This is a genomic window from Cognatishimia sp. F0-27 (assembly GCF_020667845.1).
Lineage (GTDB): Bacteria > Pseudomonadota > Alphaproteobacteria > Rhodobacterales > Rhodobacteraceae > JAFMPQ01.
The window spans coordinates 1-14,788 of the sequence record NZ_JAFMPQ010000040.1; the positions used below are offsets into that span (position 1 = coordinate 1).

Here is a 14,788-nt window from a genome sequence, read left to right on the forward strand (position 1 = left end):
TCTGACGTGGGTCTGACGTGGGTCTGACGTGGGTCTGACGTGGGTCTGACGTGGGTCTGACGTGGGTCTGACGTGGGTCTGACGTGGGTCTGACGCCGGGTTCTTCGGGCGCTCTGGCCGGAAGTTTGGCCGGATCAAGAACCGGACGGGTATCGGGATGAAACGGGGGGCATCGGTGACGCCGATATCGAGATCTGACAGCCCGCCGGGGCGCACCGCAAACATCGGCCCGATCCGGGCACCGGCCGAACGTGGCTGGCACGAGCCGGCACAGGAGCGGCTGGTATGACAGCGGGAGCGGCCTCTGGCGCCGGGCGGCTGCTCTGGCTCGATCTTGGCCGGACGCTGGCGCTTCTGGCGATGATCGTGTTCCACGCCACCCGCGATCTCGAACTCTTCGGGCTTGTACCGTCAGGTTACACGATGACCGGTGGCTGGCCGCTCTTTGCGCGGCTGATCGCCGGATCGTTCCTGTTCCTCTCCGGCGTGAGCCTGATCGTGGCACATGGCGCAGGGTTGCGCCCCAAACCCTGGGCAAAACGGTTTGCGGTGGTCGTTCTGGCGGCGAGCGCCGTGAGTGCCGCGACCTACGCGGCTTTCCCCGCGCGGTTCGTCTATTTCGGGATCCTGCATGCCATCGCGGCGTGCAGCCTGATCGGTGTCCTGCTCCTGCGGGTGCCGGGCTGGGGGCTGGCGATTCTGGCGACCGCGGTCTTGCTGAGCGAAGGGCTTTTGGGCGGACAGGTCTTCGCGACCCCTTGGCTGGCGTGGACCGGGTTGAGTGCGGTCACGCGCCCTTCGCTCGACCTCGTGCCGCTCGTGCCCTGGTTGGCGGCGTTTCTGGGTGGCATGGCCTTTGCGCGCCTCGTGCCTGTCGCGCGGCTCGATCCCGCCGCTTTGAGCGGGCGATGGGTTTCGTGGGTCGCTTGGCCGGGGCAGCATAGCCTTGCGGTGTATCTTGGCCATCAGCCGGTTCTCCTTACGCTGATCTGGGTTGCGACGCGTTGGGCAGCGCCATAACCTGCGGTCATGCGCCCGTCACCGGGCCGCGCGTGCGGGCTCAGACAGGCAGGTTCGTCATGCCGTCGTGGCGGGGCAATATCGGCTGGGCGAAGACCCCCGCCACATCCAGATCGCGAAAGGGACCCTTGATCCATGCTGAAACTCATCCTTGCCTTGGCCCTGTCAGTTGCGGCGCTGCCCGCTCTGGCGGACGTGACCAGCCGCAGCGGCGGTCCCAGCAAGTCTGAAATGCTGGCGCGCTCCAATCCCGGCGCACCCGATGGCGCCGCGTTCTTCCGTCCGGTGCTGGACGGCGTGCTCTATCGCGGCGGCTTTTCCGGTGGGGACAAGGGGCGCACCGGCCTCTCCTCGGGCCAGCGCCAGCAACTCTGCGGCGAAGGGTTTTCGCGCGGGTTCTACGCGGATTTCGGCAAGAACACCGATTTCGGCACCACCTCCTGCGGCGGCGGCAGCTTCAACTATCAGGCGGCACGCTCCTCGCGTCCGGCCAACGTCATGAAGGCGATCCATGACACGATCGTGTCCAATGACGGGCCTGTCTATGTGCATTGCATGTGGGGGGTGCATTCCTCCGGTGCGCTCTCGGCCATGGCTCTGGTGCAGTTTTGCGGCTGGTCCGAACGCCGCGCCAAGGCGTATTGGAACGAAGCGCGCAACGGGGCGCCCTGTTCGGGCGGCTGCGACGCCTGGATCGACGGCAAGTTCGAGCGGTTCAAGGTCGATGCCTCCCTGTCCATAAGCGATGCACAGCGCGCCGCCATCTGCCCGAAGGACTGATATGCGCCCTCTCGCCTTTCTTTTTGCGGCCCTGATCGCCGTTCCCGCGCATGCCAGTGACGCTGTGCAGGGCACCGAAACCACCTTTGTCAGCCCCAACGGGCTGACGGAACGCTGCGTGCGGATCGCGCAGATCCCCGGCGGCACCTACAGCGCGGACGATCTCGACGAAGAGGCCGCCTATTGCAGCATCGACTTCTATGCCCCGGCGGTTGCCCTGTGCCCCAAGACATGGAGCACAAGCCCCGGCATGATGGTCTATGACATCTCCGACGGACCCTATGCCAATGATCGGGCCGGGTTCATGCGCAACGCCTGCCCGGAGGGCAAACCGGCGAAAGATCTGGCGCGGGACGATCTGGCCAAGTTCAAGGTCACGATGAATGCGAAGGGAACAAGCGGGACCTTCTCCACAAGCTCGCTGCTCTACTACCATTTCTCACGCTATTTCGACATGACCGTGAAAGTGCCGGTTGCCGTCTGGAGGACGATCGACGCCAAGGCGCATGGGGCCGAAGTGGCCCGTCCGGGTCTGTCGCTGTCCGGCCGGACGGGGCGTATGAACCACGAGGGCTGGCGGCATCTGGTGGATGCGGAGGCCAACCCCGACAGCTACTCTCCGACCGACGAGATCTTTACCGCCGACCGCGCCCAGATCTACGGCGTGCTGTTGTCGAGCCCGGGGCATCGCTATGGCTCCGAGGTGAACGGCACCCGCAAGTCGGGCTGGGGCAAGGGGCAAAATCTCGACTTCCAGGAAACGCCGGCCTTTCTTGCGCTGCGGTCCGATCTGGGCCTTGGAGAAGCCGCCCTCAAAGGGTTGAAAGACGCGCGCCGCGATAGTCAGATCAACCGCGATCTGGGTCCGGATGTGCCTGCGGAGCAGGTGGCGTTCTGGATGCGGGAAGTGTCCGAGATCGTGCTGCTGGATTTCATCTTCAGCCAGCAGGACCGGATCGGCAACATCGATTTCACGCCCTATTACTACTGGCTGGAAGACGGCGACCTGAAACACAAGAAGGCCAAGCACCACGAACCCGGTGACGGGGATGTGCCGGAGGGAGCGATGCTGCTCCGGCGGACAAATCTCAATGACAACGATGCCGGCGGTCGCGTGGCGTATGCCAATTTTGCGAAATCCACCCAGATGCTCGAAAAGCTGCGCCATTTCGACGGCGATGTGTATCGCAAGCTGATGGCGCTCGATCTCGACCTGACATCCGGTGGGCCGGTCTTCACATGGCTGGAGAACAGCCTTGGCCTGAGCGAGCGGCAGGTGACGCAGGTGGTCAAGAACACCGCGCTGGCCGCCGAAATCCTGCGGGAGAGTTGCACACGGGGCGATCTGCGTTTTGATCTCAAACCGCGTCGCTTCTTCGAAACCGGTTCGGTCGACGCCGAAACGGTCGCCTGCGATGGCAGCTAGGGCGCTTCTTTTCTGCGGCGCGATGCTCTGCGCGCTGTGGATCGGCGTCGCCACGGCAGGGATGGCCGCGCCTTTGCGGGTGGCGGTCATCTCCGATTTCAATGGCAGCTACGGCTCGACGGATTACCGCCGGTCGGTGCGTGTCGCGATTGACCGGATCATCGCGATCCGGCCCGATCTTGTGCTCGCCACCGGCGACATGGTGGCTGGGCAGCGGCGTCCGGCCTTGTCGGATTCGCAGATCCGTGCCATGTGGCGCGGCTTTCATGCCAATGTCACCGACCCGCTGACCACGGCGGGCATCCCGCTGGCAGTGACACCCGGCAATCACGATGCCTCCGCCTATCGCAGCTTCGCGCGCGAACGGCAGATCTATGAGGAGGAGTGGCTGCGCCGCAAACCCGATCTGCGTTTTGCCGAGGGGAGCCGGTATCCGTTTCACTATGCGTTCGACCTCGGTCCTGCGCGCTTTGTGTCCATGGATGTGACAACCGTCGGCGCCTTGCCAAAAGAGCAGATGCAATGGCTCCGGGGTGCAACGCAGGGCGGGGCGGCGCGCATCGTCTTCAGCCACTTGCCCCTGTGGCCCTTCGCCATCGGGCGCGAAACCGAGGTGATCGGCGACCGGGCGCTCGAAACCCTGTTCCGCGACATGGGCGTGGACCTTCATCTGTCAGGGCATCACCACGCCTTCTATCCGGGCGTCGTCGACGGGCTCGCGGTCGTGTCCCAGGCCTGTCTCGGCTCGGGGCCGCGCCGACTGATTGGCACAACCCAGACGAGCGAGCGTGCCATCACCCTTCTGGATATCGCGGAGGACGGGGCGATCCGGGTTTCGGCCCTGCGCGGAGCCGGGTTCGATACATCGGTCGACATTTCCGGCTTGCCCAAAGCAGTGCAATCGCCGATGCGGGTCATCGAAAGGCTGGACATCGCCCCGACGGCCGGTGTCCGCTGGCAACGCGCGCTCGACGCGGGCCGCTGATAAACGAAAAACGGGACAGTGACTGCGTGATGGGTCAAAACAGGATTTCCAAATATGTCACCGCGCTTGTGGCGGGTGCGACAGGTCTTGTCTGCGTGGCGCCTGTCGCCGCCCTCGCACAGGTTGCGCAAGGCGCGCTCACCATCGAGGCCGCGACCGAGTTGCGCGGCGGCGGCTGGTCGCAGATCACCAACATCCCGGAGATGCTCGACTTTGCGCTCACCTTGCTCGAAACGACGCTGCTGACCGCGCTGCTCGTGTTTCATCCGGCGCATTTTGGCCGCGACAGAACCGCCGCAAGCCTCGATATCCGCAAGGGCATGTTCCTGTATTCCTTCATCGGGATGCTGACCGGGTTCCTCGTTCTGCATCACGGCTACCTCATCGGGTTCGTGATTTTCGGCATCGGCGGCTTGTTCCGTTTCCGCATGGGGTCCACCTCCATCACCGACACCGGAAAGCTGGTCATCGTCGCGTTGATCGGTCTGGCAACGGGGTTGGATTTGCCGGTCATGGCTCTGATCGCCGCCGTTGCGGCCTGGGGGGTGATCTGGATCTTTGGCCGGGCCGAGACGCTCGCGCTTGAGGTCAAATTCGACGAAAAGGCCGATCCGCATCAAGCGATGCTGCGGCTTCGGGAGCACCTGGCTCAGGCGGGGTTCGCGGTGGGGGCCATGACCAAGACGCGGTTCAAGCCGGTGGCGCAATACAGCGTGATCAGCCGCAGGTCGGACGATCGCAGCGGGTTGATCAAGGCCATGACGGAAGTGCAGGGCGGTCCGGACGCCGGTGTCGTGGATTGGCACCTTGACTGAGCCACACCGCTGGATCGCCGTGGCGCTGCTTGGTGGTGGAGGGCTTTTCGCCGGGACCGCGCCAATTCCGGCACAGGCGCCGGATCAGCTGGTGTATCGCGGGTCGGTGAGCGTTTTTGATGGCAAGGCGCGCCTCGAGGAGCCCTCCGGGCTTGCCCTCGATCCCGAAAGCGGGACGTTCTGGACCGTCAGCGATGATACCGAACGGCTTTTTCGGATCGACGCTGACGGGCGGATTGTGGCGCGATCGGACAAGTTGCGCCACTTGCAGGATGCCGAGGCGGTCGCGGTGGCCGGACCGGGGCGCGTGCTTGTGCTGTCAGAGCGGCGTGGCTCGGTTTTCGAGGTTGACCCCGATAGCGCAGAGCGCCCGGTGGAACACCCGCTTCTGGAGATGCGCGGCGCGGCCTTGTTGCGGGACGCGCTTGGCGGGCAGCCGGAGCGGCTCAGCCCCGAAGGTCTCGCCATCGACCCGGCAACCGGCCGGGTTTTTGTGGCCAATGAGCGCGGGCCAAGACTGTTGCTCACGCTCACGGCGACGCTCGACGAGATCCTCTCGGTGACGCCCCTGACCGAAGCGCGCGGATTTGTCTCCCCCGCGGCGGATGCGCGGCGTCTCGACGTGTCCGGCCTCGTCTGGGATGCGCGCCGCGGTGGGCTCTGGCTCACCAGCGATACCGGGGAATGCCTGTTTTTCTGGGAACTGGGCGCGCGCCCTGCGCGGCGGTTTGATCTTCTGTGGCTGTCAGATGGCAAGGTGCGCGCGGTCGAAAATGCCGAAGGCGTCGCGCTGGACGCCGACGGGGCGGCGCTTTTGGTGATCACCGATGACGGAAAGCGCTCCCGCCTGCACCGCTACGAGCTGGAAACGCCAAAGGCGGAATGACTGGCACCGGGCCGGTCCCGGCGCTCGCGCGGAGCACGCGCAGGGCAGGGCCGTCTCGGGGGCTCAACTCGATTGAAGATCGCTGCGTCGGTGCCATCGACAGGATCGGCGCCGTGATCTGCGCCGCGGACGGCGAGGCTTTCGCGGTGGAATGCAAGGCCGCCGGCTTTGCGATCAAATGTGCTGATTGTCGAACTGCCGACGATCCCGGCGGGCGCGCGGGGTGACCTTTACGCAGGTGCAGGGCCACCATCGCGGTATGGTCCCTTTCGCCTGTCTTTGGCGAAAGGTCCCGTGGTTGTGGGCCGAAGCGGTCAGCGCCGGATGAGCTTGATGACCAGAAGCAGGATCACCGCCCCGAGCAACGGAGACAGGATCGCCGCTATCACGTTACCACCAAAGGTCAGGCCGAGGGCAGGGAACAGGAAGCTGGCCACGATCGACCCGCCGATGCCGATCAGGATGTCACTGAACAGTCCCGACCCGGAGCCTTTGACAATGAGGCTGGCCAGCCAGCCCACAACGGCACCGACTACGATCGCGATGGTCAGACCGATGACAAGGCCAATACCCGCCCCCACGGCCTCGGCGGCTTGATCCTGAGCAAGCACCGGGCTTGCTGCGGTTGCGGCAATGGCGATGGACGCCGAGAGTTTGGTATGGGTCATGGTGCAGTCCATTCGTCAATCTGTGGATCTGCCACCGAAAAGGCGGCAGATCATCGAAAGCAGCGCAAGGTTGATGAGCGGGGCCAAGGCCGCAAGCCAGGGCCACAGCGCTTCTGGGGCGATGTCGATAAAGCGGTTCCACGGAAGACCAAGCGGGACGAGGAACACGCCCGCCAGAGGATCGGCGTCCTGACCGAACAGGCCAAACTGTCCGATCAGGAAGAGCGCGATAGCAAGGACCCAAAGCAGTCCGAACAGGCCGACAATGATCTTGCAGGCCCTCATCGGGATGCCGCCCCCAGCTTTTGCATTACAGCGTGCCTTCGTTGGTCAGGGACGTGATGCCCGCCGTTGTCCCATCGCTGTAAGCAATGCAGCTCCAGCGGGCGCGCTGCGGTCCGACACCAACAATGACTTGTGTGCCGGCTTGCGAAAACTCGGATGACAAAAGCACAACGTCGCCGTTGTTGGTTGTGCGCGTCACGTCCCTCAGGCAGGCCTGCTCCGCTGCCGATGGCATGCTGGTCGAGGCGCCGCCGGACGCGCTGCCGGTGTCTTCGACGCACGCTGAAAGTGTCACGACGGCCGCGAAACCGGCAGCCGCTTTGAAGATGCTGTTCATATCTTGAGGTCCTTTTTCAGAGGGCGATCATTCAATGCCGATGATCAGGTTGTAGCTTTGTTCTGCGCCGGTCCGGTTGATGACCTCGATTACGTGGTCGCCGGATTGCCAAAGCTCGCCGCGATACTCCATGTCGCCGCCAGTGCGGTCCAGCAGGAACGACCCGTCCGGGTTGAAAATCTGGTAGTCCAGCGTTGGCCCGTCCGCCGCGACGCGGGCATAGAGATCCTGTTCGGCAGCCGCGCCGATGACGTATTTCCGAGAGGCGCCCGGCGCCAGCGCGTCGCTCAACTCGGTTCCCGTCGATCCTGCGTCGAAACGGACGCGCACCGTGTCCGATGCCCCGGCCATGGCACCGCCGCCATCGTCGGCGGCACTCGCCACGGTCAATTCCCCGACCGTGCCATCCGAGTAGGCAAGACAGCGCCACGTCGTGCCGCCCAGGTCGCGCAGCATGACCAGCGTCGCGGCTTCAGAGAACTCCGAGCTCAACACCTCCCCGGACTGACCATCTGGCCCGCCGACGACCCGGAGTTGATCGATGCACCCGTCTATGGCGTCTTGTTCGGCTGCAAATCCCGGGCTCGCAACCAAAATCATTGTGGCCGCTGCCGCAACGCGTTCCCTGAATGCCATCTCACAACTCCCTGCTTTCCTTGGATATGTTCCAGTGTTCTATTCTTGGACGCTACTCAGCATCCCGCCTATCCACAAGCAGACAATCCACGATTGTGGGTGTGACCGGCCATTCATTGCCGCAACGCAGACACAGACGAACCGCTGCAAATGCCGGCGCTCGCCTGTTTTTTGTGCGCCGCTTGTGTGCAGGGCCGGTCGACAGCCGCGCGCCGGTATCCACCGCGGTCAGACGCCCGTTGCCATGGTCCAGCCGGATCTGGTGGCGCAGGGGCTTTTCGGCCGTGGCCATGGGCCATCGATCCCACGCGCCATCTGGCCGATTGAAGGCATCGAGACGGAAAAGCCGGTTTTGGTTTTTCCTTTCCAGAGCGGTCTGGTTCTTTCGACCTTGCTCGCGCGAAGGGCGTGGTGCTACGCATTCCAACACAACCAGACGTAGACAGTTCCAAGGGAAAACCCATGAAAAATCTGTTCGCCGTCTCCGTCATCCTTGTTGCGCTGGCGGGATGTGTCGAGGAGCAATCCTTTACAACCGAGGCGGATATCTCGGAAGCGAACCGTGCAACGGACTGTCCGGTGGATGTGACCGAAGCAGATCGCGCCAATTTCCCGGCTTGCAACTGAGACCGCTGCGGCGTCACCCTTGCGCCCGGCACTGGCTGATGCGTCGAGGGGTCGCAGTGGTTCCGCAGAGGCTCGACGATGTGCCAATCCATCGTCTGTCTATCGCCTTGCAAGGGAACGACGTCTCAGGGGGCTGAAGCCCCGCCGCTCGCGTCAAAAGGAGAGATTGCATGAAAAACCCGAAAGCAAGACTTGCCCTTTCCGTCATGGCCGCCGCGGCGCTGGCTGGATGCGTGGAAGACACGGGAAGCACCAGTCCGGCCATGTCCGTGAACGCCGTTGAGGAGCAGGCCCGTGTTTCCTGCCTGGCCGCCGTGACCCGAACGACGGGAAACAACGAAACCGACATTATCAGCTCTGACGTCTCGGAAGCCGGTACGCGGGTGGTTGTCGGTGTGGGCAGCATCCGGGCGCCGTGGGAATGCATCGCCTATAAAGATGGCAGCACGACACAACCGATACGACTTACCGGTATGGACTTCCTCTGATGAAACGATCGATCCAGCGGGTGGCTTCGTTCGGCCAGTCGCTTGGAACAGGTGAGGGACTTACGGCTTCGGCCAGAACCAATATGATCTTTGTGATGTCGAGTCGAAGCATAGGGCAGCCAAATGGGAAAACTGATTATCGGCCTGATCGTAGGGCTCGTTGTGGGCGCCGGAGGCGCGCTGATCTTGGGAGGCGGAGCGATGATGGGCGTTGGCGTGGGGACCGGCTTGTCGGCGGGCATTTGTTCGACGATAGGCGCGGCGCAAGAGGCCGGCTTGATCACAGCCGAGCAAGCTGACGAGATCGTTGCCGCCGCAGGAGAACAGCTCTCTGGAATGTCCGCAGAAGACCGTCCGACACCGCTCGTGGGCACCGCGGCGGCCTGTGATAGTGTCATGCAAGAACTGAGAGAGGCAGCCGGATGAGCTTTTTGATGAAACCAATGGTCGGGGTCTCGCTCCTGACCGCTTCACTCCTTCCATCGATTGCGAGCGCAAATGCCTCCCTGGAGGCGCTGCTCGGTGGTTCGGTTGTTCAATGCACCGGAGCAATGGCTTGGACCGAAACAGCAGGTGCCGAAAACCTGAATGTCGAACCCTTGCGCATTGCGGCACGTGACGCGGCAGAAGCCGACGGCCTCGCGCTCTTTCTTGGTGAAGAAGACATCATCGAGGACAACCTGTGGTCATGCGTCAACGGGCTCTGCACGGCCAATGCCGCTGCTTCGGGCAGCTCTGTCACAACGAACACGTTGCAGTTGCGCAGAGAGTTGGATCTGCCGGGTGGCGACGTCGTGTATCAGGCGATCGCCCTGTTCATGATCTTTGCACCTGGCGAGGACTCTTTCGAGATCGAGGGAACTTCCGGAAAAGGCGCTTTCCTCTGTGACGGCACCTTGCCCGCCGGCGTCGTCGCATCGCCGTAAATCGCGTCGGAAACTGCCCATGCGATAAGGAGTTGCTCAATTCTCCGAATAGGTGCCCCAATCTGAGTGACCCAGTGTGGTGCTTCGCACTTACGCGGCGTGCAAAAGCGATCATGGAATGCGTCATACAGTGTAAGCCCAACCCAAGAGATTTGGCGATTACACCCGGCCAAGGGTCTGAACGTCAAAACAGCTTGAGGAACCGTTGATGAGACGACAAAAGCTCCTTTCATACGCAGCGCTCTTTTTCGCGAGCACTGCGGTTGCCAATGCCGAACCAATATCGATCGAAGGTGTCGTCTCCTCCGAGAGCTTCATCTTCCAGCCGCAGTATTGGCCAAACCCTTCGGTCGCATTGATGGATGCGACCGATATCGTCTCCGGTCGCTTCGACCGCTTCGTCCCAGCGGACAATCAGGTTCTCGGACGGTTTGTCGACCCGCTCTTCACCGGCGAGGGTCGATACCGGATCGACCTCCCCATCGTTCCCCCGGGTGGTCGTTTGGACATGAACGGCGATGGCACCGCAGCCCTGGGCGTCTTCACTCTTGTCTCAGCACCGAATTTGTCCTCCGATAGCTATCTCGAGCAGCTCGAACAATATGGTGGGCTGTTCTCGATCCTGCTCGACCAAACGACCGGTGCCATAGAGACCGGGGCCCTGCTGCTGTTCTCCGAAGATGGTGCTGAGTCTTTTCCTGCCGGTTGGGGTGACGATGGCACGTGGTTCACGCAGGACGATCCGCATCAGAATGTGCCGCAGGGTTGGTCTGTCGCCAGATTGGGCGCTGAGGGAGACGTTACCGTCGAGACCGATCCGCGTCCGGAGATCAACACGATCGAAGCGGCGGATGCGGCGTCACCCGACTTCTCGGGCCTTGGTTATGTCGAAGCGTTCGACGCGCTGATCAACCATCTGCGCACCCACTACGCCTATTCCGAGTTCCGGGAGATTGATTGGGACGCTGTCTCCGCGACCTATCGGCCAGATGTGGAGGCTGCGGCGGCTGCCGGTGACGCCGGAGCCTTCTTTCTTGCGCTGAATGACATGGCGCTGTCGTTCGAGGACACGCATACCGCAGCCAGTGCCGGTTTTCTGAACGCGGCGATCAATTCTGCAAAACAGGACGCCGAGCTGTCTCGGTTTGGCGCAGGGGTCGGTGCCGAGGCCTTGGTCGTGTCTGACCCCGACGCCGGCATCCTGCCCGGTGACAGGATTGTCGTCAGCCGGGTCGCCGAAGGATCTCCCGCCGCAGAGGCGGGCTGGACGGCAGGCACGGAAATCCTCGCGGTCAATGGCACGCCTGTGCGCGAGTATCTCGCGACACTGCCGTTGATCGAAGCGACCGGTGTGGCCGAATTGCAGCCCTATCTGAGGGCGCCCCGTTTGTTCAGCTTTTCCGATGGGGCGGAGGTTTCGTTCACCTTCCGCAACGCGGGCGAACAGGACGCTCAAACCGTCCAAATGACGGCTGGCGACTACATGGTGCCATTTGAATCGTCAGAACCGGAGAAGTCGGCGATGCCGATCGATTTCTCTTCCGTCGGTGGTGTCGCCATCGTCTCCTGGCGCAACTTCTCGGACCATATGCTGTCGAAGATCGCGGTGCTCGAAGAGGCGCTTCAGATCGAGGCCGAGACGGGCAGCACCGGCATGATCCTCGACCTGCGCGGAAACGGGGGCGGGCTGGTCGAACTCTATCAGGTCATGGCGTCGTATTTCTTCGAAGAAGACAACCCCATGCCCGAGCAGCCCTTTGATACCTATGCATATGATATGGAGGCTGGTGGGTTTGTCCGGCAATTTGCGGCGGACAGAACGCTTCATGCACCGCGCGCCGATTTGGCCTTCACCGGTCCGTTGGTCATTCTGATCGACCAGGGCTGTGCCAGTGCCTGCGAATACTTCACCCAGCATCTCCAGCGCCTCGACCGCGCCGTTGTTGTCGGGCAGCACGCGTCCCTCGGGGCGGGTGGCTTCATCGACAGGATCGCAATGCCAGAGGAGATCACGTTTCAATATACCGCCGGGCGCACGACGTTCCCTGGATCGGACCAGCCAAATCTCGAGGCAGCCGGCGTCGTTCCCGATGTCCGCGTTCCGGTGACGCTTGAGACCCTCGCAGCCGTCCGCAGTGGCGAAGACCCGGTGATGGATGCCGCGTTTGACGTGATCGCCGCCTTGTCCGACCCACGCCTCAAACTGATATCCACACCCTGGATCTGGACCATGGCCGCCACGACAGATCTCGAAGAAGTCGAAATCGATGCCCCGGAGAGATACGAAGTCACGTTCTCCGAAGATGGCGGCTTCACGATGCAGGCCGATTGCAACCGCGTCAGCGGCGACTGGACGCTGGAGGACTCGATGCTGACGCTGACACCGGGACCCGCGACGCTTGCGCTCTGTCCGGAGCCATCACGAGGTGACGCGTTCGCACGCATCATGACGTCTTCGAACGCCATCGATTTCAACGGAGAGGACCTATACATCATTGCGGAGGATGACGAATACCGTGTCCTGCAACTGGATAGGTCCCAGAGCGTTCCTTGACGGGCGTCCTCTACATCTTCTGCCGCTAACGGCGAAGGCCGCCACTGTGGTTTCGGTTTGCGCGGAGCGACAGTCACCTGGTGATGCCGCGCGACCAAGGTGTGGTGCCAAGAGACTGACAATCGCAAGTTTCGATATTCGCCGAGCAGTTGGCTTTGACCGGTGACGCGATCCAGAGCCTGTCCCGGGCGTTCTCGCCGGGTTGGATGCGGACAGTATGGTTCTGTAAGAAGCGGATCAGCGCCCCGGCAGGGCCCTGCGGCTCTGCCGAATGACCCGATAAACCACGCCTCGGCTATCACGCCGGCGAATTATCGAGAATTGACGTAAACTCGGGACGGTGTGTCAGCCAATCTCGCGCTGCGCGGTGCACGCTGGACGGGCATCGTTGCGCACCCTTGGACCGGCAGCGCTCTAGTGCACAAATGGCTAGAGCAGATTGAATATGGCCATGACCACAAAAACCGCTCCGAAAAGCGGCCAGCTCCAACGTGGACCGCCGTCCTTGCGCCGAACATAAAGCCCGGACCGTTCCATCCCGTAAAACACGGCGTACATCAAAATTGCAGCAACGATGGCGTGTGCGAAATCAAAATGCATCACGTGGTCCTTTCCATTCGAGTATCCGGCGACGGCGTGCCGGTCGCCTTCTGTGTATCAATGAGAGCCTTCTCTGTCGCCAGGAACCGCACCGTTTCCGCCGGATAGGCGCGCAGCACCTCCGGGACGAGGCCCTTTGACCCGAGTATTTCCATCGCCGGAGGGGCGACCTCCGTCAGGACAAGCTGCCCTCTGGCCTCCTTCACGGCGCGGGCGTATCCCTCCAGCCAATCCAGCCCGGTGAGGCTTTCGAAGCTCCGGTCGCGGACCCGCAGGATCAGGGTCGCCCCTTGGGTCGTTCCGGGCTCGGGCAGAAGCCGGTCGAAATCGTAAACGCTGGCAAAGTAAAGCGGTCCGTCAAGTTCGAATACGCGGACATCGCCGGGCTTCAGCGGCGCGATCGTCGCGGTTTCCTCCCAGGTCCCCTCGGGTGTCCGAACGATTTCGACGAGGCGTCCTTCCTGCGCGGCCTTGATCGCATAAAGCAGCAGCGAAAGAAAAACGCCCGCAAAGATCGCAGCCGTCAAGTCGACAAACAGGCCGACCAGAACAGTGACCGCTGCCATGGCCGTCGACAGGCGGGACACCGACCATGCCCGAACGAGCGCCCGGCCTTCCTTCCACATGACCTCGACACCAATCACGATGAGGAGGGCGGCGAGCCCGGTCAGCGGGATCAGGTTGGCGAGGCTTCCTGCAACGACGAGGATCAGTGCGAGCATGACGCCGGAAGCGATCCCGGCCACGCGGGTTTGCGCTCCGCCCGACGCGTTGATTCCGGTGCGCGAGAGCGATCCACCGGCCGGCATCGCCTGAAAGAACGCGCCTGCGATGTTCCCAAGGCCCTGGCCCAGAAAGTCGCGCGACATGTTCGTCCGTGTGCCGTTGGTGTTCGGATAGGCCGCCCCAACACCGGAGCTTTCCGACAGGCCGACCACTGTGGCTGCGAGCGCGCCGCCCAAGAGCAGCGGGATGAGCGTAAGATCCGGCAACACCGGTGTTGGCAGGGCGCTGGCGCCGCTTGGAACCGTGGCGATGTCTGCGGCGATTTCGACGCTTTGCAGACCAACCGCCCAGACCAGTGTGGCAGCGAACACGATCACGAGGAAATCCGCAAACCCGCGTGCCGGACTGCGCTTGAGCGCCAGCAACGCCGCGATGGAGAGCATGCCCGCCAAGGCAGTCGGCCAATCCCATAGGGGCCAGTGCCACAAGATGTCTGCAGCTTTCACAAGCCGGTTGCTGTCCAACTCGGAGCTGTAGCCCACCAGATGCCGCAATTGACCCAGAACGATCAGCAAAGCCGTCACGAAGATAAAGCCCGTCATCACCTCCTTGGAGACGAAGCGGATCACGCTGCCCAGTCTGAGCGCGCCGAGGAGCGCCATCATCACGCCCACCATGAAGGTCAGCGTGAACAGCGCGGTGATCGGGTCGACGTCGCCCGACAAATCGGCAAGCGTATCCCCTGCCACAAGCGCGAGCGCATTGGTCAGCGTGACGATCAGGCGAGACGTGCTGCCCGTGGCGGCCGCCACGATAGTGGTGACCATGCCGGTATACAGCCCGTAAACCGGGTTCACGCCCGCGACCAGCGCATAGGCCATGCCCTCTGGGATCGAAACCAGCGCAACCGTGAAGCCCGCGCGCAAGTCCGGAACCAAGGTTTTCAGGCCGGGTTTCGCACCGGCATCAGACACGGGTGGCCGATCCGTAATCGGCGGCATCCCTTCGGGCCGCCTGGAGATGACCCCG

Annotated in this window: 17 protein-coding genes; 11 read left to right on the top strand and 6 right to left on the bottom strand. The window is 62.9% G+C overall.

What is annotated here, in order from left to right; translation table 11 throughout:
- Positions 1-285 precede the first annotated feature (285 nt).
- The 6 genes from J1C49_RS18050 to J1C49_RS18075 all read left to right on the top strand — a co-directional run bounded on the left by J1C49_RS18050 (position 286) and on the right by J1C49_RS18075 (position 5,912).
- Complete coding sequence (locus J1C49_RS18050; protein ID WP_227447240.1) at positions 286-1,020, top strand: heparan-alpha-glucosaminide N-acetyltransferase; 735 nt, start codon at positions 286-288, stop codon at positions 1,018-1,020.
- 135 nt (positions 1,021-1,155) lie between these two features.
- The gene (locus J1C49_RS18055; RefSeq protein ID WP_227447241.1) at positions 1,156-1,800 is read left to right on the top strand and encodes a hypothetical protein; all 645 of its coding nucleotides are present in this window, start codon (positions 1,156-1,158) and stop codon (positions 1,798-1,800) included.
- Between the two features lies 1 nt (position 1,801).
- On the top strand, positions 1,802-3,226 hold the full coding sequence (locus J1C49_RS18060; protein ID WP_227447242.1) for a hypothetical protein: 1,425 nt from the start codon (positions 1,802-1,804) through the stop codon (positions 3,224-3,226).
- A complete protein-coding gene (locus J1C49_RS18065) occupies positions 3,216-4,211 on the top strand; it encodes a metallophosphoesterase (RefSeq protein WP_227447243.1) in 996 nt (331 codons plus the stop codon). Before J1C49_RS18060 ends, J1C49_RS18065 begins: the two co-directional genes overlap by 11 nt.
- A gap of 29 nt (positions 4,212-4,240) precedes the next feature.
- On the top strand, positions 4,241-5,026 hold the full coding sequence (locus tag J1C49_RS18070) for a hypothetical protein (protein ID WP_227447244.1): 786 nt from the start codon (positions 4,241-4,243) through the stop codon (positions 5,024-5,026).
- A complete protein-coding gene (locus J1C49_RS18075) occupies positions 5,019-5,912 on the top strand; it encodes an SdiA-regulated domain-containing protein (RefSeq protein ID WP_227447245.1) in 894 nt (297 codons plus the stop codon). Before J1C49_RS18070 ends, J1C49_RS18075 begins: the two co-directional genes overlap by 8 nt.
- Before the next feature lie 314 nt (positions 5,913-6,226).
- Here J1C49_RS18075 and J1C49_RS18080 read toward each other — a convergent pair whose 3' ends face one another.
- Genes J1C49_RS18080 through J1C49_RS18095 form a run of 4 tightly spaced genes read right to left on the bottom strand, consistent with a single transcriptional unit; the run spans position 6,227 to position 7,838 of the window.
- Complete coding sequence (locus J1C49_RS18080; protein ID WP_227447246.1) at positions 6,227-6,580, bottom strand: GlsB/YeaQ/YmgE family stress response membrane protein; 354 nt, start codon at positions 6,578-6,580, stop codon at positions 6,227-6,229.
- A 15-nt stretch (positions 6,581-6,595) separates the two neighbouring features.
- Positions 6,596-6,865 (bottom strand): hypothetical protein, encoded by a 270-nt coding sequence (locus tag J1C49_RS18085; protein ID WP_227447247.1) that lies wholly within the window; start codon positions 6,863-6,865, stop codon positions 6,596-6,598.
- A gap of 25 nt (positions 6,866-6,890) precedes the next feature.
- Positions 6,891-7,202, bottom strand: a complete 312-nt coding sequence (locus tag J1C49_RS18090) for a hypothetical protein (protein ID WP_227447248.1) — start codon at positions 7,200-7,202, stop codon at positions 6,891-6,893.
- A 27-nt stretch (positions 7,203-7,229) separates the two neighbouring features.
- Positions 7,230-7,838 (bottom strand): hypothetical protein, encoded by a 609-nt coding sequence (locus J1C49_RS18095; RefSeq protein ID WP_227447249.1) that lies wholly within the window; start codon positions 7,836-7,838, stop codon positions 7,230-7,232.
- Positions 7,839-8,300: 462 nt separating this feature from the next.
- On the opposite strand from J1C49_RS18095, the gene J1C49_RS18100 reads away from it, so the two are divergent.
- The 5 genes from J1C49_RS18100 to J1C49_RS18120 all read left to right on the top strand — a co-directional run bounded on the left by J1C49_RS18100 (position 8,301) and on the right by J1C49_RS18120 (position 12,433).
- Positions 8,301-8,465 carry a hypothetical protein gene (locus tag J1C49_RS18100; RefSeq protein WP_227447250.1) on the top strand — a complete coding sequence of 55 codons (165 nt, stop codon included), beginning with the start codon at positions 8,301-8,303 and terminating at the stop codon, positions 8,463-8,465.
- Between the two features lie 170 nt (positions 8,466-8,635).
- On the top strand, positions 8,636-8,953 hold the full coding sequence (locus J1C49_RS18105; protein ID WP_227447251.1) for a hypothetical protein: 318 nt from the start codon (positions 8,636-8,638) through the stop codon (positions 8,951-8,953).
- Between the two features lie 123 nt (positions 8,954-9,076).
- Entirely contained in the window at positions 9,077-9,379 is a 303-nt protein-coding gene (locus tag J1C49_RS18110; RefSeq protein ID WP_227447252.1) for a hypothetical protein, read from the top strand.
- Positions 9,376-9,879: a hypothetical protein gene (locus J1C49_RS18115; RefSeq protein ID WP_227447253.1), complete on the top strand. Its 504-nt coding sequence runs from the start codon at positions 9,376-9,378 to the stop codon at positions 9,877-9,879. The genes J1C49_RS18110 and J1C49_RS18115 overlap by 4 nt, the downstream gene beginning before the upstream one ends.
- Positions 9,880-10,087: 208 nt before the next feature.
- Entirely contained in the window at positions 10,088-12,433 is a 2,346-nt protein-coding gene (locus J1C49_RS18120) for a S41 family peptidase (protein WP_227447254.1), read from the top strand.
- 429 nt (positions 12,434-12,862) lie between these two features.
- Here the strand turns inward: J1C49_RS18120 and J1C49_RS18125 are convergent, their stop codons facing one another.
- Positions 12,863-13,033, bottom strand: a complete 171-nt coding sequence (locus tag J1C49_RS18125) for a hypothetical protein (RefSeq protein WP_227447255.1) — start codon at positions 13,031-13,033, stop codon at positions 12,863-12,865.
- Positions 13,033-14,733, bottom strand: coding sequence for a SulP family inorganic anion transporter (locus tag J1C49_RS18130; protein WP_227447256.1), 1,701 nt, complete (start codon positions 14,731-14,733; stop codon positions 13,033-13,035). The genes J1C49_RS18125 and J1C49_RS18130 overlap by 1 nt, the downstream gene beginning before the upstream one ends.
- Between the last annotated feature and the right edge of the window lie 55 nt (positions 14,734-14,788).